The sequence below is a fragment of the Shinella sp. AETb1-6 genome (genome assembly GCF_009826875.1).
In the GTDB taxonomy this organism is placed as follows: domain Bacteria; phylum Pseudomonadota; class Alphaproteobacteria; order Rhizobiales; family Rhizobiaceae; genus Shinella; species Shinella sumterensis.
Genome location: NZ_WUMM01000017.1, coordinates 1 through 26,411, shown reverse-complemented (window position 1 = coordinate 26,411; position 26,411 = coordinate 1). Strand labels below are relative to the sequence as shown.

General features: G+C 64.9%; 25 protein-coding genes. 14 read left to right on the top strand and 11 right to left on the bottom strand.

Annotation, left to right across the window (positions count from 1 at the left end):
- Positions 1 to 19: 19 nt before the first annotated feature.
- The 3 genes from GR158_RS22290 to rpsF all read right to left on the bottom strand — a co-directional run bounded on the left by GR158_RS22290 (position 20) and on the right by rpsF (position 1,930).
- Positions 20 to 994, bottom strand: coding sequence for a DUF2232 domain-containing protein (locus GR158_RS22290; protein ID WP_160872649.1), 975 nt, complete (start codon positions 992 to 994; stop codon positions 20 to 22).
- A 210-nt stretch (positions 995 to 1,204) separates the two neighbouring features.
- Positions 1,205 to 1,453, bottom strand: coding sequence for a 30S ribosomal protein S18 (gene rpsR / locus GR158_RS22285; protein ID WP_023515801.1), 249 nt, complete (start codon positions 1,451 to 1,453; stop codon positions 1,205 to 1,207).
- A gap of 24 nt (positions 1,454 to 1,477) precedes the next feature.
- Positions 1,478 to 1,930, bottom strand: coding sequence for a 30S ribosomal protein S6 (gene rpsF, locus GR158_RS22280; protein ID WP_117369405.1), 453 nt, complete (start codon positions 1,928 to 1,930; stop codon positions 1,478 to 1,480).
- Positions 1,931 to 2,281: 351 nt separating this feature from the next.
- Here rpsF and GR158_RS22275 point away from each other — a divergent pair, with 351 nt between their 5' ends.
- Positions 2,282 to 2,650 carry a hypothetical protein gene (locus tag GR158_RS22275; protein ID WP_134649829.1) on the top strand — a complete coding sequence of 123 codons (369 nt, stop codon included), beginning with the start codon at positions 2,282 to 2,284 and terminating at the stop codon, positions 2,648 to 2,650.
- A 115-nt stretch (positions 2,651 to 2,765) separates the two neighbouring features.
- Here GR158_RS22275 and GR158_RS22270 read toward each other — a convergent pair whose 3' ends face one another.
- Positions 2,766 to 3,809 (bottom strand): aldo/keto reductase, encoded by a 1,044-nt coding sequence (locus tag GR158_RS22270; RefSeq protein WP_160872648.1) that lies wholly within the window; start codon positions 3,807 to 3,809, stop codon positions 2,766 to 2,768.
- A gap of 191 nt (positions 3,810 to 4,000) precedes the next feature.
- Between GR158_RS22270 and fabD the strand changes: the two genes are divergently transcribed.
- From fabD to gmk, 7 genes are all read left to right on the top strand, one after another.
- Complete coding sequence (gene fabD, locus GR158_RS22265) at positions 4,001 to 4,942, top strand: ACP S-malonyltransferase (protein ID WP_134649831.1); 942 nt, start codon at positions 4,001 to 4,003, stop codon at positions 4,940 to 4,942.
- Between the two features lie 106 nt (positions 4,943 to 5,048).
- A complete protein-coding gene (gene fabG / locus GR158_RS22260; protein ID WP_134649832.1) occupies positions 5,049 to 5,786 on the top strand; it encodes a 3-oxoacyl-[acyl-carrier-protein] reductase in 738 nt (245 codons plus the stop codon).
- A 279-nt stretch (positions 5,787 to 6,065) separates the two neighbouring features.
- Positions 6,066 to 6,302 carry an acyl carrier protein gene (locus GR158_RS22255; protein ID WP_003531676.1) on the top strand — a complete coding sequence of 79 codons (237 nt, stop codon included), beginning with the start codon at positions 6,066 to 6,068 and terminating at the stop codon, positions 6,300 to 6,302.
- A 118-nt stretch (positions 6,303 to 6,420) separates the two neighbouring features.
- Positions 6,421 to 7,680 carry a beta-ketoacyl-ACP synthase II gene (fabF, locus tag GR158_RS22250; RefSeq protein WP_160872647.1) on the top strand — a complete coding sequence of 420 codons (1,260 nt, stop codon included), beginning with the start codon at positions 6,421 to 6,423 and terminating at the stop codon, positions 7,678 to 7,680.
- Positions 7,681 to 7,906: 226 nt separating this feature from the next.
- A complete protein-coding gene (gene mltG, locus GR158_RS22245; protein ID WP_134649834.1) occupies positions 7,907 to 9,088 on the top strand; it encodes an endolytic transglycosylase MltG in 1,182 nt (393 codons plus the stop codon).
- A gap of 344 nt (positions 9,089 to 9,432) precedes the next feature.
- A complete protein-coding gene (locus tag GR158_RS22240) occupies positions 9,433 to 10,320 on the top strand; it encodes a YicC/YloC family endoribonuclease (protein WP_160872646.1) in 888 nt (295 codons plus the stop codon).
- A gap of 3 nt (positions 10,321 to 10,323) precedes the next feature.
- Positions 10,324 to 10,983, top strand: coding sequence for a guanylate kinase (gene gmk / locus GR158_RS22235; RefSeq protein ID WP_134649837.1), 660 nt, complete (start codon positions 10,324 to 10,326; stop codon positions 10,981 to 10,983).
- A 199-nt stretch (positions 10,984 to 11,182) separates the two neighbouring features.
- Here the strand turns inward: gmk and rsmA are convergent, their stop codons facing one another.
- The 6 genes from rsmA to lptF form a co-directional block, all read right to left on the bottom strand.
- The gene (gene rsmA / locus GR158_RS22230; protein WP_160872645.1) at positions 11,183 to 12,010 is read right to left on the bottom strand and encodes a 16S rRNA (adenine(1518)-N(6)/adenine(1519)-N(6))-dimethyltransferase RsmA; all 828 of its coding nucleotides are present in this window, start codon (positions 12,008 to 12,010) and stop codon (positions 11,183 to 11,185) included.
- The gene (pdxA, locus tag GR158_RS22225) at positions 12,010 to 13,047 is read right to left on the bottom strand and encodes a 4-hydroxythreonine-4-phosphate dehydrogenase PdxA (protein ID WP_160872644.1); all 1,038 of its coding nucleotides are present in this window, start codon (positions 13,045 to 13,047) and stop codon (positions 12,010 to 12,012) included. Before pdxA ends, rsmA begins: the two co-directional genes overlap by 1 nt.
- Positions 13,048 to 13,116: 69 nt before the next feature.
- A complete protein-coding gene (locus GR158_RS22220; protein ID WP_370358525.1) occupies positions 13,117 to 14,049 on the bottom strand; it encodes a peptidylprolyl isomerase in 933 nt (310 codons plus the stop codon).
- 127 nt (positions 14,050 to 14,176) lie between these two features.
- Positions 14,177 to 16,498, bottom strand: a complete 2,322-nt coding sequence (locus GR158_RS22215) for an LPS-assembly protein LptD (protein WP_160872643.1) — start codon at positions 16,496 to 16,498, stop codon at positions 14,177 to 14,179.
- On the bottom strand, positions 16,498 to 17,580 hold the full coding sequence (gene lptG / locus GR158_RS22210; RefSeq protein ID WP_160872642.1) for an LPS export ABC transporter permease LptG: 1,083 nt from the start codon (positions 17,578 to 17,580) through the stop codon (positions 16,498 to 16,500). The genes GR158_RS22215 and lptG overlap by 1 nt, the downstream gene beginning before the upstream one ends.
- Positions 17,577 to 18,758, bottom strand: coding sequence for an LPS export ABC transporter permease LptF (gene lptF / locus GR158_RS22205; protein ID WP_160872641.1), 1,182 nt, complete (start codon positions 18,756 to 18,758; stop codon positions 17,577 to 17,579). The genes lptG and lptF overlap by 4 nt, the downstream gene beginning before the upstream one ends.
- A gap of 271 nt (positions 18,759 to 19,029) precedes the next feature.
- On the opposite strand from lptF, the gene GR158_RS22200 reads away from it, so the two are divergent.
- The 4 genes from GR158_RS22200 (at position 19,030) to GR158_RS22185 (ending at position 22,798) form a co-directional block, all read left to right on the top strand.
- A complete protein-coding gene (locus tag GR158_RS22200) occupies positions 19,030 to 20,520 on the top strand; it encodes a leucyl aminopeptidase (RefSeq protein ID WP_160872640.1) in 1,491 nt (496 codons plus the stop codon).
- Position 20,521: 1 nt separating this feature from the next.
- Positions 20,522 to 20,971: a DNA polymerase III subunit chi gene (locus tag GR158_RS22195; RefSeq protein WP_160872639.1), complete on the top strand. Its 450-nt coding sequence runs from the start codon at positions 20,522 to 20,524 to the stop codon at positions 20,969 to 20,971.
- Between the two features lie 60 nt (positions 20,972 to 21,031).
- On the top strand, positions 21,032 to 21,433 hold the full coding sequence (locus GR158_RS22190; protein WP_160872638.1) for a MarR family winged helix-turn-helix transcriptional regulator: 402 nt from the start codon (positions 21,032 to 21,034) through the stop codon (positions 21,431 to 21,433).
- Positions 21,434 to 21,505: 72 nt separating this feature from the next.
- Positions 21,506 to 22,798, top strand: coding sequence for an MFS transporter (locus tag GR158_RS22185; protein ID WP_160872637.1), 1,293 nt, complete (start codon positions 21,506 to 21,508; stop codon positions 22,796 to 22,798).
- A 32-nt stretch (positions 22,799 to 22,830) separates the two neighbouring features.
- Here GR158_RS22185 and GR158_RS22180 read toward each other — a convergent pair whose 3' ends face one another.
- Positions 22,831 to 23,757: a Gfo/Idh/MocA family protein gene (locus tag GR158_RS22180; protein WP_134649847.1), complete on the bottom strand. Its 927-nt coding sequence runs from the start codon at positions 23,755 to 23,757 to the stop codon at positions 22,831 to 22,833.
- Positions 23,758 to 24,005: 248 nt separating this feature from the next.
- On the opposite strand from GR158_RS22180, the gene GR158_RS22175 reads away from it, so the two are divergent.
- Complete coding sequence (locus GR158_RS22175) at positions 24,006 to 24,581, top strand: TRAP transporter small permease subunit (RefSeq protein ID WP_134649848.1); 576 nt, start codon at positions 24,006 to 24,008, stop codon at positions 24,579 to 24,581.
- The gene (locus GR158_RS22170; RefSeq protein WP_160872636.1) at positions 24,578 to 26,368 is read left to right on the top strand and encodes a TRAP transporter large permease subunit; all 1,791 of its coding nucleotides are present in this window, start codon (positions 24,578 to 24,580) and stop codon (positions 26,366 to 26,368) included. The genes GR158_RS22175 and GR158_RS22170 overlap by 4 nt, the downstream gene beginning before the upstream one ends.
- Positions 26,369 to 26,411: the final 43 nt, after the last annotated feature.

The following is a 26,411-nucleotide window of genomic DNA, read 5'->3' as shown; positions in this document are numbered from 1 at the left end:
TAGAGTTCCTTTCTTGAGTTCAGGTATCGGGGTTTTTCTGTTCGGCCGGGCCGGTGGGCGTCAGCGCGATGGTGCGCCTCGTGTCCATCAGCCCGAGAATGAGGATGAAGAAGACCGGTATCGTGAAGAGCAGTACCGAGATGTAGGTGAACCACAGCGCAAGCAGCCGCCACGGCTTGCCGCGCGTGCGGAAATGCAGGCTCGCGAAACCGGCGAGCACGAAGCCGGCGCCGAACGTGCCGCAGATCAGGGCGCCGATGATCGCCGGAACGCCGCCCGCGAAGGTGAGCACGAGGCCGCCGAGGAAGGCGAAGACCGCGTTGCGGTGCATGCGCAGCGTCGCGGGCATGTCCTCGCGCGGGCGCAGCCCCTTGCCGGAGGCGCGCACGATGAAGGACGCGATGTAATAGGCCGCAAACAGCAGGAACACCCACAGCGCGCCCTGCACGAGCGGCAGCGCGATCGCAAAGACCGACTTCAGCTGCGCGACGGCTGCGGCATCCGGGTTGTAGAGCGGCTCCTGCGCCTTCAGCGCCTCGATGACCATGTCGACGAGCTTGCTCGCCATCTCGCTGTCATAGCCGACGATGGCGCCGACCGCGATCATGCCGAGCGTCACCATCACGGCGAGGTGGGCGAGGATGTTGGACAGCGGATACCAGGCGAGCGCGTTGTCGGGGCCGCCGAGCTCGGAAGCCGGGCGCGCGAGGTTCGCGAGGTTGGAAAGCCAGCCGGCCGGGATCAGCGTGATCAGCACGATCAGCGCGGCGAAATGCGAGGAGACGAGCGCGGACGCCGTGACGCCGCCGGCAACGACGGCGATGAAGGCGCTGGCATTGCCCCAGCCGAGGCCGGCGATCAGGATGGGAAGCGCGGACGCGGCGTAAAGCACGATGGCCAGCGACGACTGCGCATTCGCGCTCAGCGAAAGCAGAGCGGCGGTCACACCGGCAACGAGGCCGATCGCAATCGAGGTTGGCGTCAAGGTCTTCACGTTCGCTGTCCTGTCTCATCAGACAGTTAGAGGAGGTTCCTGACCGATGGTTTCAGGACGGTCTCCCCAACATGGGATTGGTGGCCTCAAAAGACCGGCGGCTCCGATCCGCGCCCGACGCGGAAGGGAGATGGGGAAGGCGGCAGACCGTCTTCCCCTTGAGTCAGAGGCCACGGCCTGACGTCGAGTCAGGCCGCAGCGTCAGCGTGCTTACGCGACGACGTAGGGCAGCAGGCCGAGGAAGCGGGCGCGCTTGATCGCCTTGGCGAGTTCGCGCTGCTTCTTCTGGGAAACGGCCGTGATGCGGGACGGAACGATCTTGCCGCGCTCGGAAATGTAGCGCGACAGGAGACGGACGTCCTTGTAGTCGATCTTCGGAGCGTTTGCGCCCGAGAAGGGGCAGGTCTTGCGGCGGCGGTGGAACGGACGGCGTGCCGGAGCGGAAGAAACATCAGCCATATCTATAATCTCCTTCTGCTTCGATTACGCGCGGTCTTCGCGGGCCGGACGGTCGCCACGCGGCGGGCGGTCGCCGAAATCGCGGCGCGGACGGTCGCCGAAGTCGCGGCGCGGGCCGCGGTCGTCGCCTTCGCGGCGCGGACGGTCGTCGCGGTCACGCTTCTGCATCATGGCCGACGGGCCTTCTTCGTGGGCTTCGACGGCGATGGTCATGTAACGAAGGATGTCTTCGTTGATGCGCATCTGGCGCTCGACTTCGTGGATCGCAGCGGCCGGGGCGTCGATGTCCATCAGCGCGTAATGCGCCTTGCGGTTCTTCTTGATGCGGTAGGTCAGGGACTTGAGGCCCCAGTTTTCGACCCGGCCGACCTTGCCGCCGAACGATTCGATAACGCCCTTGTACTGTTCGACGAGAGCGTCGACCTGCTGGGCGGACACATCCTGGCGGGCCAGGAAGACGTGTTCGTAAAGAGCCATGTGGCTTTGCCTTTCTTGCGTTTGCATATCACCCGAAACCGGCGCCAAGCCTCAACGACAGTTCTCAAAGGCCGAGGCCCGAAGCAAGAAAAGCGTTAATCCAGACGGTCGAGAGCGGAGACACGGGAGGCTGGAGCCCTTGGCTCCAAACGGCATGTCGCAAGGATATGCCGGCCCTCCGTTCAGCCACCAGCCGATTGACCGGGTGTTTTGAACAGCGCGCTTATACGGATTTTTCAGCCAAACGCAAGGCCTGCCGGCAAAAGCCTCTGTTTCGTTCTGCAACGCATTGCGGAACCATCCCCGGCCCGGGGCGTTATTCCGGCGATCTAACAACATGGAGTGAACGACATGCAAGACCCGAACCTTGTCAATCGTCCCCTGGAACACAGCTCCCCGGACGGCCGCGTCGAGCGCCCGGTACAGGATCGCGATCCCGTCGTCGTGAACAACGCGCGGGGTGGTGGCTCGGGCGGCTGGGCCGTCGCGGTCATCCTCGCCGTGCTGGTCGCGGTTGGCGCCTTCTACTTCGTCGGCAGCGGCACGCCCGATAATGTCGACCCGAACGCCAACACCTCGTCCATCACGACGCCGGAAACCGCACCGGCCGGTGGCACGGCCACCGACGGCCAGACCGGCGGCGCAACGACGGGCGGCACCCAGCAGCCGCTGAACAGCCAGCCCGCAGAAGGCGGCGGCGCCACGACGACCACGCCGTAATCTTTCCGAAGCCCGGACAAGGACAAACCCCAAGTCCGCGCCCGGGCCGAGGAAGCGAGAAACCCGCCGGAAACGGCGGGTTTCTTATTATATTGATGTGATGGGAATGCCGATATCAGATCGGTGCGGGGTGCAGCCGGTGGATGCGGGCGATGCCGTCGAGGACGTCCTGGGACAAGGTGACGTCCTTGGCCGCGATATCATTCTTCAGCTGCTCCATCGACGTCGCACCGATGATGACGGATGCCATGAAGGGGCGTGTCAGGCAGAAGGCGAGCGCCATCTGGGCCGGGTCGAGCCCGTGCTGGCGGGCAAGCTTCACATAGGCGCGCACCGCCGGCTCCTGCAGCGGCTGGTAGCGCCCGCCGAGATCGCCGTTCTTCGTCAGGCGCGAGCCCTCGGGCTTTACGCCGTCGAGATACTTGCCGGTGAGAAGGCCGGCGGCGAGCGGCGAATAGGCGAGCAGACCGATGTCCTCGTGATGCGAGAGCTCCGCGAGATCGAGATCATAGGTCCGGTACAGCAGGTTATATTCGTTCTGGATCGAGGCGACGCGCGGCAGGTCCTTTTGCTCGGCAAGCGCCAGCATGCGCATCGTGCCCCAGGCCGTATCGTTGGAAAGCCCGAGCGCGCGGACCTTGCCGTCCTTGACGAGCTCGCCCACGGTTTCGAGGATTTCCGAAAGTTCCTCGGCCACCTGGTTGCGGTCCTGCTTCGAGGGATCGTAGCCCCAGGAATTGCGGAAGTGATAATGCCCGCGGTTGGGCCAGTGCAGCTGGTAGAGATCGACATAGTCGGTCTGGAGGCGTGACAGGCTGGCGTCGATGGCCGCCCGGATGCCGGCGCGGTTCATCGGCGCGCCGCCGCGAATATGCGGGCGGCCGGGACCGGCGACCTTGGAGGCGAGCACCACCTTGTCGCGGTTGCCGCGCGCCTTCAGCCAGCTGCCGATGAAGCGCTCGGTGTCGCCATAGGTTTCTGCCGAGAGCGGCGTGGTCGGATAGAGTTCGGCGGTATCGATAAAGTTCACGCCCTGGGAGAGAGCGTAGTCGAGCTGGTCATGGGCTTCCTGCTCGCTGTTCTGGGAGCCCCAGGTCATGGTGCCGAGGCAGATTTCCGACACGTCGATGCCGGTCCTGCCGAGCGGATTGTATTTCATGGGAGGGAAAATCCTTTTGTGGGAACCGCGCGAATGTAGGCGGGCGCCGGCGAAGTGCAAGATATAAGCCGCAATTCCCTGTGCAAGGCGCGCCGAACGGCGCTCCGGGCAGGGGGCCGGGGCGCGCCACGCCTTGACTTGGCGGGCCGGAATGTGAATGGAAAGACAAACAGAAGACGGGAGACCCCCAAATGAGCGTAGCATTCACTTTCCCCGGCCAGGGCAGCCAGGCCGTCGGCATGGGCAAGGAACTCGCAGACACCTTCCCGGAAGCGCGCGCCGTTTTCCAGGAAGTCGATGACGCCCTGGATCAGAAGCTGTCCGCCATCATGTTCGAGGGCCCCGAGGAGACGCTGACGCTGACGGCGAACGCCCAGCCGGCGCTGATGGCCGTCTCGATCGCCGTCATGCGTGTTCTGGAAGCGCGCGGCCTGTCGTTGAAGGACAAGGTCTCCTATGTCGCCGGCCATTCGCTCGGCGAATATTCCGCGCTCTGCGCCGCCGGCACCTTCTCGCTGGCCGATACCGCGCGGCTCCTGCGCATCCGCGGCAATGCCATGCAGTCGGCCGTCCCCGTCGGCGAGGGCGCCATGGCCGCCATCATCGGCCTGGAGCAGGCGGATGTCGAAGCCATCTGCCAGGAAGCGTCGAAGGGCGGCTCGTGCCAGATCGCCAATGACAATGGCGGCGGCCAGCTCGTCATCTCCGGTTCCAGGCCGGCGGTCGAGGTGGCGGCCCGGCTCGCGACGGACAAGGGCGCCAAGCGCGCGCTGATGCTGTCGGTCTCCGCACCGTTCCATTCCGCCCTGATGGCGCCCGCCGCCGATGCCATGCGCGAGGCGCTTGCCGCCGTCGCGGCGAAGGCCCCGGTCGTGCCGCTCATCGCAAACGTACGCGCTGCCCCCGTCAGCGATCCGCAGGAGATCGTCCGCCTTCTGGTGGAGCAGGTCACCGGCCAGGTCCGCTGGCGCGAGACGGTCGAGTGGTTCGGCGCCAACGGCGTCACGACGCTGTACGAGGTGGGGTCCGGCAAGGTGCTGACCGGTCTCGCCCGCCGCATCGACAAATCCGTCACCGGCATCGCGATCAACACGCCCGCCGATATCGACAATGCGCTGGCGGAACTCGTCTGAAGGGCGAATTGGGAATAGCGAATAGCGAATAGAAGCTGCGCTACCGCTTTTCCCCCTATTCGCCATTCGCTATTCGCTATTCGCTCTAGCAAGAGGAACCCAACCCATGTTCGACCTTTCCGGCCGCAAGGCTCTCGTTACCGGCGCGTCCGGCGGCATCGGCGAAGAGATCGCCCGCATCCTGCATGCCCAGGGCGCGATCGTCGGCCTGCACGGCACCCGCGTCGAGAAGCTGGAAGCGCTTGCCAACGATCTCGGCGAGCGCGTCCACATCTTCCCGGCCAATCTGTCCGACCGCGCCGAGGTCAAGGCGCTCGGCGAGAAGGCGGAAGCCGATCTCGGCGGCGTCGACATCCTCGTCAACAATGCCGGCATCACCCGCGACGGCCTGTTCGTGCGCATGAGCGACGAGGACTGGGATGCGGTTCTGGAAGTGAACCTCACCTCCGTTTTCCGCCTGACGCGCGAGCTGACCCATCCCATGATGCGCCGCCGTTATGGCCGCATCATCAACATCACGTCGGTCGTCGGCGTCACCGGCAATCCGGGCCAGGCCAACTATTGCGCCTCCAAGGCCGGCATGATCGGCTTCACCAAGTCGCTGGCGCAGGAGATCGCCACCCGCAACGTCACCGTCAACTGCGTGGCGCCGGGCTTCATCGAAAGCGCCATGACCGACAAGCTGAACGACAAGCAGAAGGACGCCATCATGGGCGCCATTCCCATGAAGCGCATGGGCACTGGCGTGGAAGTTGCGTCGGCCGTGGCCTATCTCGCGTCGTCGGAAGCCGCCTATATGACGGGGCAGACGCTGCATGTGAACGGCGGCATGGCCATGATCTGATTGGGCTGCGGGCACCCGGTCAACCGGCTGAAATTGCATGTTGACCGCTGGAGCACCGGCCATTTTCGGACTTTGCGACAGACTTAAACCGTGTTAATCGGGCCATGACTGTCAGCAGTCGACCGGCAAAAGCCTGAGCGATCAGGCGGTGCGAACGAGTATCGCCGATGCCGTTTGCCGGTTGCAGGGATTGCCGGATGTGTTCTTGAGGCACATCGGGCGTGTTGAGTGTCCGGTGCCGTAAGGCGCCGATCAAAAACAAAGGTCGAGGAATCCGACATGAGCGATATCGCAGAACGCGTAAAGAAAATTGTCATTGATCATCTGGGCGTTGACGCCGAAAAGGTCAGCGAAGGCGCAAGCTTCATCGATGACCTTGGCGCGGACTCCCTCGACACCGTTGAGCTGGTCATGGCGTTCGAAGAAGAATTCGGCGTCGAGATCCCGGACGATGCCGCGGACTCGATCCTGACGGTCGGCGACGCTGTCAAGTTCATCGAGAAGGCCCAGGCCTGATCGAAGCGATTTCCGGCGGGCCGCCTTCGGGTGGCCCGTCCCGGTCTCCGTCCGGGAGGCCGCTCCCCCCTCGTAGCGAGGCAACAGAAATAACATTCTATAGGGTGGATCACGGACGATGAGGCGTGTCGTTATCACGGGTACCGGCATGGTATCTCCGCTTGGATGTGGTACCGAAGTAACCTGGAACCGGCTTCTCGAAGGCCGCAGCGGTGCCGCAAGGGTTACTGCTTTCGAGGTGGAAGACCTTCCCGCAAAAATCGCCTGTTCCATCCCGCGCGGAGACGGCTCCGACGGCACCTATAATGCCGACCAGTGGATGGAGCCCAAGGAGCAGCGCAAGGTCGATCCCTTCATCGTCTATGCGGTGGCTGCCGCCGACATGGCGCTTGCCGATGCCGGCTGGCATCCGCAGAGCGACGACGACCAGATCGCGACCGGCGTTCTCATCGGTTCGGGCATCGGTGGCCTGGAAGGCATTGTCGAAGGCGGCTACACGCTGCGCGACAAGGGCCCCCGCCGCATATCGCCCTTCTTCATTCCCGGCCGGCTGATCAACCTGGCTTCCGGCCATGTCTCGATCAAGCACAAGCTGCGCGGCCCCAATCATTCCGTCGTCACGGCCTGCTCGACGGGCGCGCACGCCATCGGCGATGCCAGCCGCCTGATCGCGCTGGGTGATGCCGACGTCATGGTCGCCGGCGGCGCCGAATCGCCGATCTGCCGCATCGCGCTCGCGGGCTTCGCCGCCTGCAAGGCGCTGTCGACCGAGCGCAACGACGATCCCACGGCCGCTTCGCGGCCCTATGACCGCGACCGCGACGGCTTCGTCATGGGCGAGGGCGCCGGCATCGTCGTGCTGGAAGAGCTGGAGCACGCCAAGGCGCGCGGCGCCAAGATCTATGCCGAAGTCGTCGGCTACGGCCTGTCCGGCGATGCCTACCACATCACGGCGCCGTCGGAAGACGGCGAGGGCGCCTACCGCTGCATGCAGATGGCGCTGAAGCGCGCCGGCATCCCGGCGAGCGAAATCGACTACATCAACTCGCACGGCACCTCGACCATGGCCGACACGATCGAGCTCGGCGCGGTCGAGCGCCTGGTGGGCGATGCCGCGTCGCGTGTCTCGATGTCGTCGACCAAATCCGCCATCGGCCACCTGCTGGGTGCCGCCGGTGCGGTCGAGGCCATCTTCTCGGCACTGGCGATCCGTGACAACATCGCGCCGCCGACGCTCAACCTCGACAATCCCGCCGTCGAGACGGCGATCGACCTGGTGCCGCACAAAGCCCGCAAGCGCGAGATCAACGTGGCAGTCTCCAACTCGTTCGGCTTCGGCGGAACGAATGCCTCGCTGGTCCTGAAGCGTTACGCCTGACCCTTTACCGCCGGCAAGGCATCCTCATCGGCCTGCCGGCATCTTCTCCCGAAGGGGAGAACCGGAACGCCCCATCCTCTCTTCCTCTCCATTGCATGGAGGGCGGCCCGAAGGGCCGGACGAGAAGAGGCCCGGGACATCGACAGAAGACGCGGGGCTCATCCCTGCTTTTGCCGCATTGCTCTGCTGGAAGACGTCGAGCAATGCCCGAACATGAGGACAGTCCGTGAGCGACACGAACGAACCTGGTGAAACGCCCTTTGGCCGTACGGAAACATCCGGCCAGCCGCGCATCATCCCCAAGTCCGCCAATGAGGCTCTCCGGCCTGAACAGGTGCCGCAACCGCCGAGCCGCCGCCGTTCGCGCAAGGCCCGCAGCCAGGTCGTCATCTTCCTGAATTTCGTCATGACCCTTGTCGTCTTCGCGACGGTCATCGGCGTCGGCGTGTTCTATTATGGCGTCCGCAGCTATGACGAGCCCGGCCCGCTGGTCACCAACACCAATTTCATCGTGCGCAACGGTGCCGGCACCAATGAAATCGCCGCCAATCTGGAGCGCAACAACATCATCACCGATGGCCGCGTGTTCCGCGTGCTTTCGCGCGTCTATCTCGACGGCGAGACGCTGAAGGCCGGCGAATACGAGATCAAGGCCGGCTCCTCGATGCGTGACATCATGGAGCTGCTGAAGTCCGGCAAATCGATCCTCTACAGCGTCTCCGTGCCCGAGGGGCTGACGGTCAAGCAGGTGTTCCAGCGCCTCGCCGACGATCCGGTGCTGGAGGGCGATCTGCCGCAGGACCTGCCGGTGGAAGGCACGCTGATGCCCGATACCTACAAGTTCTCGCGCGGCACCAAGCGCGCCGATATTCTCCAGCAGATGCTGACGGCCCAGAAGAACCTGGTGGACCAGATCTGGGCGCGCCGCGACGAGGGCCTGCCGGTCACGACCCGCGAGGATTTCGTGACGCTCGCCTCCATCGTCGAGAAGGAGACCGGCCGGGCCGACGAACGCCCGCGCGTCGCCTCCGTCTTCATCAACCGCCTCGAGAAGGGCATGCGCCTCCAGTCCGACCCGACGATCATCTACGGCATCTTCGGCGGCGACGGTAAGCCTTCGGATCGGCCGATCTATCAGTCGGACCTGGAAAAGCAGACGCCCTACAACACCTACATCATCCGCGGCCTGCCGCCGACGCCGATCGCCAATCCCGGCCGTGCGGCGCTGGAGGCGGTGGCAAACCCGTCGCGCACGCCCGACCTCTACTTCGTCGCCGACGGCACGGGCGGCCACGTCTTTGCCGAAACGCTCGACGAGCACAATCAGAACGTCCGCCGCTGGCGCAAGCTGGAAGCCGAAAAGGCGGCGGCCGCCGCGAAGGAAGCCGAAGGCGCGACCGCGCAGTAATTGAGGGGCGCGGGGACGGTCACCCCCCTCTGCCCTGCCGGGCATCTCCCCCACACGGGGGGAGATCGGCAAGATGCAAAGGCGTCGGCCAAATTGGGAACGTTGGAGATGGGGCGAGGCGGTCCCCCATCCAGTCTCCCCCCTTGTGGGGGAGATGGCCGGTAGGCCAGAGGGGGGTATTCCCCTCGCATCCTGCGACACATCCCACCTTTGATGTGGATCGCTGCACCTTCCGCACGTCGGCCCGTTTCCAAGCCCTTAAAACTGCTTCACTTTGGCAAATGGTTCCGCCGTGACGGCGCGTGCCGGGCGGCCCGTTCCGGCGGGCACCATTGGAGGATGACATGACATTGCAGTCGATGACCGGTTTTGCGCGCGTCGAAGGCACCAGCGGACGCACGCGCTGGGCCTGGGAGCTGCGCTCGGTCAACGGCAAGGGGCTGGACCTGCGCCTACGCCTGCCGCCCGGCCTGGAGGCGCTGGAGGCGGATATCCGTCGTCTGGCCGGCGAAACCTTTTCGCGCGGCAACCTGCAGATCGGGCTGACGACGAGTGTCAGCGAGGCGCAGGTCGAGGCCGTCGTGAACGAGGGCGCGCTTGCCGCCGTGCTCGCCCTGCGCGACCGGCTTGCCGGCACCATCGATCCCGCGCCGCTGAAACTCGACACGCTTCTGTCGGTGCGCGGCATCGTGGATTTCCGCGAAGCCGAGGAAAGCGAAGCCGAAACGCAGGCGCGCGATCGCGATATCCGCGCGGGCCTGGCGGAGGCGATCCGCCGCCTCGCCGACATGCGGCGCAAGGAGGGGACGGCGCTTGCCGACGTGCTGCTCGGCCAGGTCGCGCGCATCGAGGCCCTGACGGCGGCTGTCGAGGCCGATCCGTCGCGCAGCGTCGCGGCCATCGCCGAGCGGCTCGCCACCCAGGTCGCGACGCTCATGCAGGGTGCGACCGCGCTTGATCGCGACCGGCTGCATCAGGAGGTGGCGCTGCTGGCCACCAAGGCGGACCTGCGCGAGGAGATCGACCGGCTGAAGTCCCATGTGCGCGCCGCGCGCGAGCTGATCGCCGAAGGCGGACCGATCGGCCGCAAGCTCGATTTTCTCGCACAGGAATTTAACAGGGAATCGAATACCATCTGTTCCAAGTCAAACGCGGCTGCTGTAACGGCTGCGGGTATAGAGTTGAAGGTCGTCATCGACCAGTTCAGGGAACAGGTCCAGAATCTGGAGTAGGCCATGGCCGAGCAGACCAAGCAGATCCACATCGAGCGCCGCGGGCTCATGCTCGTCATCTCCTCGCCGTCGGGCGCGGGCAAGTCGACCATCGCCCGCAATCTCCTCGAAGCCGATTCCGGCCTCAGCCTCTCGGTCAGCGTGACGACACGCCAGCGCCGGGCAAGCGAGATCGCCGGCCGCCACTACCACTTCATCAACCACAAGGAATTCGAGCGCCTGCGCGACAGCGATGCCCTGCTGGAATGGGCGGAGGTGCACGGCAATTTCTACGGCACGCCGCGCGAGCCGGTCGAGGAGGCCATGTCCGCCGGCCGGGACATGCTGTTCGACATCGACTGGCAGGGCGCCCAGCAGTTGCAGGAAAAGATGCCGGCCGATGTCGTCTCGATCTTCATCCTGCCGCCATCCATGACCGAGCTGCAATCGCGCCTGCACCGCCGCGCGGAGGATACGGAGGAGGTCATCCAGACCCGCCTCGCCAACTCCCGCGCGGAGATCGAGCACTGGCGCGAATATGACTATGTCATCCTGAACGACGACCTCTCCGTCGCCTTCGATGCCGTGCAGAGCATCGTCAAGGCCGAACGCCTCCGCCGCGACCGCCGCCACGGCCTGTTCGAATTCGTGACGGGACTGGTGACGGAAAAGCCGGTTCTGTAGGGCAGCGGTCTGCAACACCCCCTTCTGCCCTGCCGGGCATCTCCCCCACGAGGGGGGGGATCGGATGGGGCGGCGTTTCGCTCCAAACGCGGGCTTTGCTGATGAGGTGGTGTCCGCGCTTCTTGCCAATCTCCTCCCCTTGCGGGGGAGATGGCCGGCAGGCCGGAGGGGGGTATCCGAGGCCGCGCCCCCTAATTCCTCACAGCGCGTTCGCCAGCCGCACGAACTCTTCCACGCTCAGCGTCTCCGCGCGCCGCTGCGGATCGATCTCGGCCCGCGCCAGCAAGGCCTCCCCACCGAGCGACTTCACGCTCTGGCGCAGCATCTTGCGGCGCTGGCCGAAGGCGGCCTGTGTGACGCGTTCGAGGGAGGCGACGTCACAGGGCAGGGGATCGGCGATCGGCTCCAGGTGGACCACTGATGATGTCACCTTCGGCGGTGGCGTGAAGGCCTGCGGCGGCACGTCGAAGGCCATATGCGCCCGTGTGCGCCAGCCGCAGAGCACGCCGAGACGCCCATAGTGGTCGTCGTTCTCCTCGGCCACGATGCGCAGCCCCACCTCGCGCTGGAACATCAGCGTCAGGGATTCCCAGAAGGGCGGCCAGGTCTTCGGCAGCAGCCAGTTGACGAGCAGCTGCGTGCCGACATTGTAGGGCAGGTTGGCGATGATGCGGACGGGCTCGTCGGGCGCCAGCGCCTCGAAATCCGTCTTCAGCGCGTCGCCCTCGATGACGGTCAGGCGCCCCGGATAGTGCGCCGATACCTCCGCCAGCGCCGGAAGGCAGCGCGCGTCGCGTTCGATGGCGATCACGCGCTTGGCGCCGAGCGCCAGAATGGCGCGCGTCAGGCCGCCCGGTCCCGGGCCGACCTCGATCACCGTGTGGTTCTCGATGGGCCCGGCCGTGCGGGCGATCTTCTGCGTCAGGTTGAGGTCGAGGAGAAAATTCTGGCCGAGCGCCTTCTTGGCATCCAGGCCGTGCCGCTGGATGACATCGCGCAGCGGCGGCAATCCGTCGAGGGCGGCCATCAGAGCGTTTCCTTCGATGCGCGCTCGTGCGCGGCGAGCGTGTGGGCGAGGCGCAGCGCCGCCAGCAGGCTGTCGGGCTTTGCGACACCTTTTCCGGCGAGCGCGAAGGCCGTGCCGTGGTCCGGCGAGGTGCGGATGAAGGGCAGGCCGAGCGTGGCATTGACGGAATCGTCGAAGCCCAGCGCCTTCGCCGGGATCAGCGCCTGATCGTGATACATGCACAATGCCACGTCATAGGTGGCGCGTGCCGCGTCATGGAACATCGTATCGGCCGGAAGCGGCCCGACGGCATCGATGCCCGCCGCCTGGAGGCGGGCGACAGCCGGCCGCACCACGGCGTCGTCCTCCAGCCCGAGCGCACCGCCTTCACCGGCATGCGGGTTCAGCCCGGCAATCGCAAGCCGCGGCCGCGCGATGCCGAAACGCTGGCGCAGGTCCCGCTCGGTGATGACGGCGGTTTCCACGATCAGCGCCTCGGTGAGCGCTCCCGGCACGTCTTTCAGCGGAATGTGGATCGTCACGGGCACGCTGCGCAGCTTCGGGCCGGCCAGAAGCATCACGGGAAGCAGGCTGTCCACGCCTGTCGCCCTGGCGGCCAGATCGGCAAGGAACTCCGTATGGCCGGGGAAGCCGAAGCCGGCTTCGTAGAGCACGGCCTTGGCGATCGGGTTCGTCACGACGGCCGACGTCCTGCCGGCCATCGTCAGCGCGACGGCCGTCTCGATCGCCCCGGTCACGGCGGCGGCATTGCGGGAATCGGGCGTGCCGGGCACCGCCGCCACGGCGCATTCGACCGACAGGACCGGTAGCGCCGTGTCGAAGAGCGCGTTCGCCGTCTCGGGCGTCGCGTTGGCAACGGCGATGTCGAGGCCGAGCGCGGCCGCGCGTGCGGCCAACACCTGTGCATCGCCGATGAAAAGGAAGGGTGGCAGCGAAAGCGATGTACGGTCGGACCAGAGCGCAAGCGCGATATCCGGTCCAATCCCCGCGGGGTCGCCCATGGTGAGCGCCAGCGGCGGAACAGTCGTCGGTGTCATGATACCCCGCAGCGGGTTGGGAACGCGAATGCCCCGCCGGGGCGGGGCATCGTAGATTCGGCGCTTTGCTCAGCGATCGGTGATCGTGGCCTTCTTGCGAAGCTCGGCGAGGAGCTTCTTGCTGTTTTCGTCGTTTTCGTTGCCCTTGGCTTTCGCGAGGTCCTCCGCACGGAAGACCATTTCTGCGGCAACGTCGTCATTGACCTCGCGCTTCATGCAGATCGCGAGATATTCGACGCCGCGTTCGGTCACGCGCGTGCCGGTGGTCTGGCCATTCGCCTTTTCGATCAGCGGCTTCCAGTCCTCGGGCATCTGCGGCGCAAGCACCCGGCCAAGGTCGCGGATCGACACGTCATGCATCGTGGCGGCAAAGGCCTTGGCCTGGTCGCAGCCCGGGAATTTCGAGCGTGAGGCTTCCGCCTCCGACTTGCGCTTGCCGAGGATGGCGTTGCGGCGCTTTTCCGGAACGACGAAAATCACCTGCTTGAGGAAATATTCCGTCGTGACGGGCTTCTTGCCGCCATTCTCCTGCATGCGCTGGACGAGCGATTTGCCCGTACCGGAGCCGGCGAAACGCGCGTTCACCACGCGCGGCCAGCTCATCTGCAGGGCGATGAACTGCTTGAAATGCTCGGAGCCGACGCCGGCCTGGCTCAGGACCTTGCCGAGCTGCTCCGTCGTCATCTTGTTGGAGGAGGCGAAGCGTGCATAGGCGGCATCGACTTCCGACTGGCTGACGGACGCGCGCACGCGCAGGATCTCGTCGCGCTTGAGCGTATCCTCGATCAGCTGTTCGCGCGCCATGCTGCGAAGGTTGCCCTTGGCGCGTTGCAGCTTGAGGAAGTTCACCCGCTTTTCGACGTCACCGGTGGTGATCGCCGTGTTGTTGACGACTGCGACAACGGAGCTTGCCGCCTGCACCGTGCCGGCCGGCACGACGATTGCAACCGCCGCGGCCAGCGCCGCTCCCATCATCACGGAGCGTACCAGAGAGTGTCTCATCCCGTTCCCTTTCCCGTAGCCGTTCCGCATGGTTTGAGCGCACAATGCCCCTTAGGCGTGCTGCCATCCGGAAGTTCTTTTCCCGGATGTGCATAGTACATGCGGCTAAACAATGACAAGTGCAGCCTTAATCGCTGTCGGTGCCGATCTGGATGTCGCCGATCGTGCGGAACATCAGGCGGGCCATGACCGACCAGTCGTTCGCGGCGGTATTGCTCTTGTCGCGCGTCTGTTCATAGGCGATCGAGAAGAGCGTATCGCGGTCGTCATAGGCGAAGCCGAGGCCGTTGCGCGCGACGACCTTGTTGCTGATGTCATAGGTGACAGAGCCGAAGACCGACCAGTAGTCGCGGAACTTGAACGACGAGGTATTCTGGATTTCGCTTGCCGTTTCGTCGGCGCCGTAGAGCGGCTGAGCGGCGATGCGCGTATAGGTCGTCGTCGTGCTGAAGCGGTCGTTCGTGTAGCCGAGCGACACGTCGGAGCGGCGCAGCGACAGGTCGTCCTTGTCGAGGCGCGCACCCGTGGTGAAGGTGATGCCGATCGGCAGATCGACCCCCGCCATGCTGACATAGTCGGAGCTGTCCGTTTCCAGGCCGGAATTCGCACCCGCATTGACCAGATCAGGGGTCGCGAAGGAGTTCACGCCGCCGAGATGATAGGACTGGCCGACAATGCTGCGCAGCCGCATGCCGTTGTCGAACGTCCCGGTATAGCGCAGGCCGACATTGGCGCGGCTGCCGCCTTCGATCCGGTCGAAGCCCGAGAACTTGTCGCGCTCGAACAGGTTGGAGGCGTCGAAGACGAAGCTTTGCGCATCTTCGTTCGGCAGGCGGCCGGCAAGATCCTCGTCCGGACGCAGATAGATCTGCGCGATCGGCTCGAAAATGTGGCTCGACGAGTCGGTCGTGACGAGAATCGGGTAGCGGGCTTCCAGTCCCGCCGTCAGCATCGAGCGCGTCGCGCTGCCGGCCGTCTCGAAATCGCCGCCGTATCCGACCGGCGAACGGACGTCGAGGCGATGGACATCGCCGCGTGCCGCGAGCAGGGGCGTCAGCACCAGCCCGCCGGGCGCGATGAACTGGCGCTTCCATTCCATTTCGCTGGTGAACCGCGTCGAACCGCCTTCCAGACCCCCGAATCGTATGCCACCGGGAACAAGCCTGCTGTCGGTCAGGTCGCGATCGATATTGGTGAAGTTGGTCGTGACGGAAAGCTCGCCGCCGAGAACCGGCTCCGGGACGATATACTGGTGATCGAGAACTTGGGCGATAGCCTGCTTGCGCTCGGCTGTATTGTCGACATTGGCGTCCTGGACGTCGAAGTAGAACGCGCGCAAATCGAAGCTGTTGCGGCGGCTCAGGCCCGTCAGATAGGCCTGATTCACATAGGTGCTGCTCCTGAAACGCTGGATGCTGTATGTGCGCGAGAAATTGTTGTCGCTCTGCAGCATTGCGTTCCAGCCGAACGCCCAGCGCGGATTGATCTGGAATCTGCCCGTCGTGCCGACCATGCCACGCGTCGTCTCGAGCTGGTCGCTCGTCCCGGCGGTGAAGCGGTCCGGATCCGACTGGTTGATGCCGGCGGCATGCAGCGTCACCATGCCGTTGTGGAAGCGCTTGCGGAACTCCGCTTCCATCAGGAAGCCCTGACTGGTCAGGCCCGTCGGTGAGAGCGTCGCATCCATGTCGGGGGCGATCGCGATATAATAAGGCGTCGTGACGCCGAAACCGAGCTTCTGGTCGAAACGGAATTGCGGGAAAAGGAAGCCGGTTTTCCGCTTTACGGTATGATCGGGCACTTCCAGCACGGGAATATAAGCGACCGGCCTGCCGAACATCTCGAAGCGCGCATGCTCGAGACGAATCGTCTTGGTGCGGCCGTTCTGCACGACACGCTCCGCCTTGACCTCCCACACGCCGCGATAGGTCGGATTGGTCGCGCAGGGCGTACAGGCGGTATAGACGGCGTGGTTGAGGATCATCTCCTCGTCATTGACGCGCTCGCCGCTCGTCGCGGCAAGCTTCGTCAGATCGGTCGTCTCGACGCGCACGGCGTTGACGAAGCCGTTCGCGAAATCGTCCGACAGGTCCATTTCATCGCCATAGAGGCGGTTGCCCGTCGGTTCGATCAGCTCGATATTGCCATAGGCCTTCACCCGGCCGGTCTTCTGGTCATAGACCACCTGGCGGGCGACCAGCTTGTAGCCGGCATAATTGATCTGCACGGCGCCGCGCGCGGTGACGGTCTCGTTGTCCTTGTTATAGACAACCTCGTTTGCCGCCAGAAGCAGCTTGCTGCCCTCAGGGACATTCGGCGCCATCGCATCGACGCGCGCGTTCTGGGAATATGCGGGGACTGCGGATGCGGACATGAGGGCGCACGCGGCCGCACCTGCAAGCAGGGCGGCTTTCAACCACCGATTCGTTTTGCGGGCGCCTGCCGCCACTAGCCGTCCTCCTGATGCAGAAGAATCGTCGCTCCCAAGGACATCGCGACGACCACTGGGAGCCAAGCCGCAACGAACGGAGGAACAACACCGCTGCTTCCGAATGCCTTCACAAGCACGGTGACGACATAAAGCATGAAGCCCGAAAGGATTCCACCCAGAATCACCGCACGCGATTGATTAAACCGGCTAAATTTCAATGATACACAGGCGGCGATCAGCGTCATCGCAACCAGGAGAAGAGGCAGCGCCAGCATCGTGTGAAGCTGCGTTTCCATCGCATGCGTCGGAAAGCCGAAGGATTTGGCCGCCTCGATTTTCCGTCCCAGATTGAAAAAGGCAATGGTTTCAGGCTTTTCAAGGCTTTCCTGAACGAATTCCTGTTTCAGGTTGGTACGAAGCTGTACCTCGTCGAGACGCACGGGTAATTCGCCGGCGCGCGTTTCGCGCACATTCTTAAGAAGCCAGTAACCATCTTCCAAAGTCGCCTGGTCCGCGTCCTGGCGAAGCGTGATGCGATTGTCGGTATCGAAGTGGATGACGGACACGTTCATCAGGCGCATTCCGCCGTCGAGAACGGCCTTTGCGCCGATGATGGCCTGGTCATTGCCGTAGATCTGGCGCAGCCACGGCACGGCGGTCTCGGAGCGGGCCGCGTTGGTCGCGCCCCACGATGCCTCGAACTCCTGCGCCTTCTTGCTGCCCCAGGCGGCGAGCGGGTTGATCGTCAGGATCGCGGCCACGCCGAACAGGAAGGCGCCGAGCAGGAAGGGGCGGAGAAACTGCCATGCGGAAATGCCCGCGGCGCGGGTCACCACCAGCTCATAGCGCCGGTTGAGCGAGATCAGCGCGGCCATGCCGGCGAAGAGCGCGACGAAAGGCACCGTCTGCATCAGGATCATCGGAATGCGCAGCGCGGTGACCACGAGGCCCATCCCCAGCGTATAGCCGGGCAGGCCGCCGACGCGATTGGACATCTCGCTGAAGTCGATGATGAAGACGAGCGCGAAGATGCCCAGCAGGAACCAGAGGGTGGTGACGATGTACCGGCGGAAGAAATAGAGATCGAGCGTGCGGATCATGGCTGCTTGCCTCCGCCGGGCAGGGCGCGGCTCTTCACGAAGCGCGACCGGAGCTTATCCACGACCTCCGTCAGCCGCTCGCCTGCCGAACTGGGAAGATCGAGGCTCTTGTTGCGTGCGAGATACCGGATCGCGATCGCTGCCGTCAGGAGCGGGATGATATACATGACGGGAATGAAATAGGCGGATTTTTCGGCGCTGTTGGAGGCGTAGAAACTCGCCCAGCGCACGAAGAGCGCGGTCAGGAGTGCCGTCACCATCGGATGCAGCCGCGCTTCGCGGTGCGAACGGGCGTCGCCGCTCACCACCAGCGCGATCAGGCCGAAGACCGCCGGAAACAGCCATTCGGTAAAGCGGCGGTGCAGCTCGGCGCTGAAGGCCAGCGGGTTGTTCTTGTAATGTGTATCCGCGGGATCGGGATTGAGCAGGTAGGCGAGGTCGCGATCCTTCGGGCGGATGTTCGCCGTGCCCGCGTTCTGCGTCAGGTCGGCGAGGTCGAAGGCGTAGGAATCGAACTTGATGATCGAGACGCTTCCATCGGGAAGCTTGCGGTGCACTTCACCGTCCTTCATCACCAGCGCCGCGCTGTTCTCGTCCACCGCGCCTTCGCGGGCATAATAGATCATCTCGAAGCGCGGATCGCGCGTGTCGGCAACGAAGAGACCGTGCAGCACGCCGCCGTTGCGGCGCTCCGCCACCTGCACATAGAGACCGTCGGTCACCTTGCGGAACGTGTTTTCCTGCACGACCGAGGAGAGCATGTCCGCATTGGCGGTGGCGATCATCTGGCGCACGGCCATGCGCGAATAGGGCTCGACGAAATTGTCCACGGCGAAGGAGGCGACGCTCGTGGCCATGGCGAGGATCATGACCGGCTTGATGATGGTCATGCGCGAACTGCCGGCGGCGTTCAGCACGGTCAGTTCCGAATCGCTGTTCATCACCGTCAGCGTCTGCGCCACGCCGATGACCAGCGCGAAGGGCAGGATGATCGGGATGACGGAGGGAAGGATGAGCGTCGCGAGCCGCAGGAAGGCGAAGATCGACTGACCGCTGTCGGTGACGAGATTGACGCTGGTCAGCGCCTGCGTGACCCAGACGATGCCGATCAGCGGCAGAAGCGTTGCCGCGAACATGAGCGACGCCCGCCGCAGGATATAGCGCTCGATCAGTTTCATCGTTCAGTCCGCGTGGTCCAAAGGCGGCTCCGGTCAGCGCCCCCTGGCGCCCCTCTGCGGAACTGCAATGGGCATATAAGCTTTCTTGAGGCTGACGCCATACCCAGGAGTCTCCACCCGGATGGAAAATTTATGGCGAACAAGCATGGTTAACGTTCTCTAAACAACCGAACGCATCTTGCCAAGCGCTGCAAAAGCGACAAGGAGTCGATGTCATCGCGGGCCTTGCCCGCCCCGCCGGCAGGTTCCGGCGTCACATGCGGAGTAAGTCATGGCATCCAGGTTCGACATCGGTTTCGCAAAGACGGCACGCGCTTCGGGCGGCGTCGCAATCCTCCTGCAGGCCGCCGGCCAGCCGGCCGCAGGGCTGGCGGATGTCGACCCGGGCAATGTCGTGGGACGCGCGGCCGACGTGGCGAAATTCACCGGCAAGGCGCTGAAGAGCCTGGATGTTCTCGCCCCCCACGGCGCCCCGGTCGATCGCATCCGCGTGCTCGGCCTCGGCGAGGCGGACCGGCTCGTTGCGCATGACTGGTTGAAGGCCGGCGGTGCCGCGGCCGCCAAGATCGGCCGGGCCGACAAGGTGACCGTCTATCTCGATGCGCCCGGCGTCACGGTCAGCGCGCGCAACGCCGCCGATTTCGCGCTCGGCATGCAGCTCGGCGCCTACAGCTTCGATACCTACAAGACCAAGAAGGGCGACGAAGACGAGGCGAAGCCCGGCAAGCCGGTGAAGGTGACGCTCGTCACCACCGCCGCCAGCGCCGCCAAGAAGGCCAGCGAGGTCTCCGACGCCGTCGCCGAGGGCGTCATCCTCGCCCGTGACCTCGTCAACGAGCCGGCCAACGTGCTCGGCCCCGTCGAGTTCGCCACGCGCGCCAAGGCGCTGGAAAAGCTCGGCGTCGCGGTGGACATCCTCACCGAGCGCGAGATGAAGAAGCTCGGCATGGCAGCACTTCTCGGTGTCGCGCAGGGCTCCGTGCGTCCGCCGCGCCTTGCGGTCATGCACTGGAAGGGCGGCAAGGAGAAGGACCGTCCGATCGCCTTCATCGGCAAGGGCGTGGTGTTCGATACCGGCGGCATCTCCATCAAGCCGGCTGCCGGCATGGAGGACATGAAGGGCGACATGGGCGGCGCGGCCGCCGTCATCGGCCTCATGCACACGCTTGCCGCGCGCAAGGCGAAGGCCAATGTCATCGGCATCATCGGCCTTGTGGAAAACATGCCCGACGGCAATGCGCAGCGCCCCGGCGATATCGTGAAATCCATGTCGGGCCAGACCATCGAGGTCATCAACACGGATGCCGAGGGCCGGCTCGTGCTGTGCGATGCGCTCTGGTACTGCAACGAGACCTTCAAGCCGCAGTTCATGGTCAACCTTGCCACGCTGACCGGCGCCATCATGGTCGCGCTCGGCAGCCACCACGCGGGCCTGTTCTCGAACGACGATACGCTCGCCACGCGCCTCACCGCGGCGGGTCTCGCCACCAACGAGCGCCTTTGGCGCATGCCGCTCGGCCGCGAATACGACAAGATGATCGACAGCAAGTTCGCCGATATGAAGAACACCGGCGGCCGTTATGCCGGTTCCATCACCGCCGCGCAGTTCCTGCAGCGTTTCGTCAAGGACACGCCCTGGGCGCATCTCGACATCGCCGGAACGGCGATGGGCTCTCCGACGGACGAGATCAACCAGTCCTGGGCCTCGGGCTTCGGCGTGCGGCTGCTCGACGAGCTCGTGCGTGCGAATTACGAGGGATGAGGTGAGCGAGGTCCTCTTCTATCACCTGACCGAATCGAAGCTCGAGGATGCGCTGCCGCCGCTCCTCGACAAGAGCCTCGAGCGCGGCTGGCGCGTCGTCGTGCAGGCCGGCGATGCCGAACGGCGCGACGCCATCGACACCCATCTGTGGACGTTCCGAGAGGACAGTTTCCTGCCGCACGGCACCGACGAGCAGGCCTTCGCCGCCGACCAGCCGGTGCTGGTGACGGCAACGCCCGACAATGCGAACGCCGCGAATGTGCGCTTCATCGTCGCCGGTGCGGTCCCGCCGCCGCTCGATGCCTATGAGCGCGTGATCTTCATGTTCGACGGCTACGACCAGGGCGAGGTCGAGACCGCGCGCGAGCACTGGAAGCGCCTGAAAGGCGAGGGCCACCAGCTCACCTACTGGCAGCAGGACACCGACGGGCGCTGGACGAAGAAGGCCTGATAGGGCGATCGTCTGCGCTCTCGTCTTGCAAGTTCGGAATCATGGGTATATACCCGCGAAATGAGCAAGGATCTCTGCCACTGCATTTTGCTGCGCAAGGCATCGCGCAAGGTCTCGTCCTACTATGACGAGGCGCTGGCGCCGCTCGGCGTGAACATCGCCCAGTTCAGCCTTCTCCGGAACATCAACCGCATGGCGCCGGTATCGCTGACGGATCTGGCCGCCCGGGTCGAGCTCGACCGCTCGACCGTCGGCCGCAATGCCAAGGTGCTGGAGCGCATGGGGCTGGTGGAAATCCGTCCCGGCAAGGATCAGCGCGAGGCGACGCTTCTGGTCAGCGAGCCGGGCAAGGCGATCCTGCTTGAAGGGGCGCCGCTCTGGGATCGCGCGCAGGCCGATATCGAAACCCGCCTGGGCGCGGATGGCGCCGGCCGGCTGCGGGATCTCCTCGCGGCGCTCTGACTTTTTTGCTTTTAAAAGGGTATATACCCGCAATTCCACCGCGACGCCGGTGCTGACGAAAGGGATGGGAAGATGGTTTCGGCAAATGTCGCCAGATGGATGGCGGCCAGGAATGTGCACTATGGCTGGGTGGTGGCCGCGACCACCTTCCTCACCATGCTGGCGACGGCCGGCGCCATGGGCTCGGCGGGCGTGATGATCCAGCCGCTGCACCAGGAATTCGGCTGGGACATCGCCGACATCTCCTCGGCCATGGCCGTTCGGCTCGTGCTCTTCGGTCTGCTCGGCCCCTTCGCAGCCGCCTTCATGAACCATTTCGGCATCCGTCAGGTGGTGGCGGCGGCCCTGTCGCTCATCATGGGCGGCATCGTACTGTCCTTCTTCATGACCGCGGTCTGGCAATTGCTGCTGCTATGGGGCGTCGTCATCGGCGTCGGCACCGGCATGACGGCGCTGGTGCTCGGCGCCACCGTCGCCACCCGCTGGTTCTCCAAGCGCCGCGGCCTCGTCGTCGGCCTGATGACGGCGAGCAACGCGACGGGCCAGCTCGTCTTCCTGCCACTGCTCGCCGCCCTCACGGAAGCCTATGGCTGGCGCACGGCGCTCACGCTCTCCGTCGCCGTCATCGCCACCGCGATGGTGCTCGTCCTTCTCCTGATGCGCGATCACCCGGCCGATGTCGGCCTGCCGGCCTATGGCGAAACGGCGGTCGTCGCGCCGCCCAGGCAGGATCACAAGCTTGGCGCCACGCTGCTCGCACCGCTCGTCACGTTGAAGAGCGTCTCCGGCAATCCGGTGTTCTGGGTGCTGTTCGGCACGTTCTTCGTCTGCGGCCTCTCGACCAACGGCCTGATCCAGACGCACTGGATCTCGATCTGCGGCGATTTCGGCATGGCGGCCGTCACGGCGGCGAGCACGCTCGCCGTCATCGGCGTGTTCGATTTCTTCGGCACCGTCTTCGCCGGCTGGCTGTCGGATCGCTACGACAACCGCGTTCTGCTGTTCTGGTTCTACGGCCTGCGCGGCCTGTCGCTGCTTTATCTGTCCATCTCGGGCTTCAGCTTCGTGGAACTGTCGGTCTTCGCCGTGTTCTACGGCCTCGACTGGGTCGCCACGGTGCCGCCGACGGTCAAGCTGGCGGCCGAGAATTTCGGCCGCGAGAAGGCCGGCCTGGTGTTCGGCTGGGTCTTCGCCGGCCACCAGCTCGGCGCGGCCACCGCCGCCTTCGGCGCCGGCTACCTCAAGAGCGACTTTAACACCTACATGCCGGCGCTGCAGATCGCGGGGCTGATGTGCATCCTCGCCGCGCTGTCGGTCATGCTGCTCAAGCGCCCCCAGCCGCGCCCGCTCGCCGCACAGGCCTGAACGACAAAAGGCCCGCCGAAGCGGGCCTTTTGTCAATCGTGAAAAGCGTCGACGAACTTGCGCCGCCCCAGCATGAAGGCGTCCGCCACGTGGCGCAGCGGCGCCAGGTCGACATCCGACCGTCCCGCCTTGATGATTTCCGCGAACCGCTTGTAGAGCATCGGATATTCCTGCTCCGGCTCGTCATGCGTGAGCGTGCCGTCGATGGAAAGCTTTGCGCCGCCTTCCGACAGCACCATCTCGCCGGCCTCGGTCTGCGCGACGATGTCCCAGCTCTGCTTGCCCGTCTGGCGCCAGTCGAACGCGGCCTTGAGGTCGAGGCCCTTCGCGTCGGTGAAGGTGATGGCGGCGGCGATCGGCGCGTCGCGGTTCTCCGGGAATTCCAGCGTGGCCTCGGTGATGAAGACCGGCCGCGGCAGGATGTGGGTGACGATCGACAGCGCGTTGATGCCGGGATCGAACACGCCCAGGCCGCCCGCCTGCCAGATCCAGTCCTGGTTCGGGTGCCAGTGGCGCACGTCTTCCTTCCAGATCACCTGCATGGAGCGGATCGTCGTGGCGGACAGGAAGCGCTTTGCGGCCTCCACGGCCGGCGCATAGCGCGAATGCCAGCTGGCGAAGAGGGAAAGCCCCTTGGAGGCTGCCAGCGCCTCCAGATCGGCCACTTCCGAAAGCGTCGCGCCCGGCGGCTTTTCCAGGAAGACGTGCTTGCCGGCCGAAAGCGCCTTTTCGGCAGCCTCGTAGCGGTATTGCGGCGGCATGCAGAGCGACACGGCGTCGATAGCGGGCACGGCCGCAAGCATCTCGTCGATCGACTTGAAATTGTCGATGCCGTCGACCACGCCATGCCGGCTTGCGGCGGCGATCAGCGTGTAATCGCCATTCTTGGCGACGGCCGGAAGATGCTGGTCGCGCACGATCTTGCCGACGCCGACGATTGCGAGATTGATCGGTGCCATGTCTCCACCCTCATTTGTATGATGATTGCGCCGCTGTTTTAGCAGAACCCTTTGCCGCGGCAAGGCGTCATCGTGGCGATAACTGCCTATTTCTTATGCACCACGTCTGCGGCCCGCCGCGCGGCATTCGTCTTTTGTCTAATAAGGGTGGTGCCGGTCCGGTTTCTGACTTGCAAGCGTCGATGAAATTGGCACTCTGGCCAGGCTGGGCACCATAGAAAAAGAACGCCACGCGGGGAGGAATATTCATGAAGACACTGCTGGTTTTCAGCCGGCTGATCGATGCTGTCACGGAAAGTGTCGGCAAGGCGGTCGGCTGGCTCATCCTGGTTGCCGTACTCGTCAGCGCCGGCAATGCCGTCGTCCGCAAGGCTTTCAACATATCGTCGAACGCCTGGCTGGAGGCGCAGTGGTATCTGTTCGGTGGCGCCTTCATGCTGGCCGCCGCCTATACGCTGGCGCAGAACGAGCACATCCGCATCGACGTGGTCTACGGCAAGTTCTCCCGCCGGGTGCAGCACTGGATCGACCTGCTCGGCCATTGCCTGTTCCTGATGCCCTTCGTGCTTTTGATGATCTACTACCTCGTGCCCTACGTGCTGATGTCCTATCGCTCGGGCGAGGGCTCCTCCAGCGCCGGCGGCCTCATCGTCTGGCCCGCCAAGGCCATCCTGCTTGCCGGCTTCCTGCTTCTGGCCGCCCAGGGCGTTTCGGAGATCATCAAGAAGATCGCGATCATGCGCGGTGACATGGACGATCCCACCCCCTACGTGCCGACGCACGCGCCGCTCGATACGGCCGTGGCTGGGGAGAAGGGCGCATGATCGAGTTCATCGCTGACAACCTCGCACCGATCATGTTCGTGTCGCTGATCGTGTTCCTCCTGCTCGGCTACCCCGTGGCCTTCTCGCTGGCGGCAAACGGTCTGCTCTTCTTCGTCATCGGCGTGGAACTCGCGCCGCTCTCCGATTCGATCAACCTCTCCTGGCCGCTGCTGAACGCGATGCCGGAACGGCTATGGGGGGTGATGTCGAACGACACATTGCTCGCCATCCCCTTCTTCACCTTCATGGGCATCGTGCTCGAACGGTCCGGGATGGCCGAGGACCTGCTCGACACGATCGGCCAGCTCTTCGGGCCGATTCGCGGCGGCCTGGCCTATGCGGTCATCTTCGTCGGCGCGCTGCTGGCGGCCACCACCGGCGTCGTCGCCGCCTCGGTCATCGCCATGGGCCTCATCTCGCTGCCCATCATGCTGCGCTACGGCTATGACCGGTCGATCGCCTCGGGCGTCATTGCCGCATCGGGCACGCTCGCCCAGATCATCCCGCCGTCGCTCGTGCTGATCGTGCTTGCCGACCAGCTCGGCCGCTCCGTCGGCGACATGTATGCCGGCGCGCTGATTCCCGGCCTGGTCCTGACCGGGCTCTACATGCTCTACATCCTGATCATGACGTTCCTGAAGCGGGACTCGATGCCGGCGCTCCCGCTGGAGGCGCGCTCGCTCGGGTCGGGCGTCACGTCGCTGATCGTCGCGCTCGCGGTGGCGGCGGGCATCGCCTATGCCGCACACGTCTATCTCTACCCGACGCATGGCGAGAATGCCGATATCCTCGGCGGCACGGTCGGCGTCATCTTCATCTATATCGTGGCGCTGGCCGACAAGGGCCTGAACATCAACATGATGTCGCGGCTTGCCCAGCAGGTCATCATCGTGCTGATCCCGCCGCTGGCGCTGATCTTCCTGGTGCTCGGCACCATCTTCCTCGGCATCGCCACGCCCACGGAAGGCGGCGCCATGGGCGCGGTCGGCGCGCTCGTCATGGCGGCGGCCAAGGGAAGGCTCAGCCTCGATGTCGTCCGCTCGGCGCTTGCCGCCACCACGCGCCTCTCGTCCTTCGTGCTGTTCATCCTCATCGGCGCGCGCGTCTTCTCGCTCACCTTCTACGGCGTGAACGGGCACCTGTGGGTCGAGCACCTGCTGGTCTCGATGCCGGGCGGCGAGACGGGCTTCCTGATCGCGGTGAACGTTCTGGTCTTCTTCCTGGCGTTCTTCCTCGATTTCTTCGAGCTCGCCTTCATCATCGTGCCGCTGCTCGCACCCGCCGCCGACAGGCTCGGCATCGACCTCATCTGGTTCGGCGTGCTGCTCGGCATCAACATGCAGACGAGCTTCATGCATCCGCCCTTCGGCTTCGCGCTCTTCTACCTCCGCTCGGTCGCCGCCAAGATACCCTATCTCGACAAGGTCACCGGCAAGCGCATGGAGCCGGTCACCACGGGCCAGATCTACTGGGGCGCGGTCCCCTTCGTCGGCATCCAGATCCTGATGGTCGGCCTCACAATCATGTTCCCGGGCATGGTCATGCACTACAAGGGTGATGGCAGCGGCGTCGATCCCGCCACGATCAAGATCGAGGTCCCCGGCTTCGGCGGCGGCGGTCTCGGCCTGCCGGACAATGGCGGCGGCCTCGGCTTGCCCGGCGGCCTGCAACTGCCCGCCGGCAACCCGCTGGACGGCGGCGGCGCGCAGCAGCCGGCCGAAGGCGGCCAGCAAGGCACCGGACAGAAACCCGCCACCGACCTCTCAAGCCCGCCGTCGTTCAACTGACGGGGGGCGGCAGCCGGATGGGCACCGCAAAGCGCGGCCCATC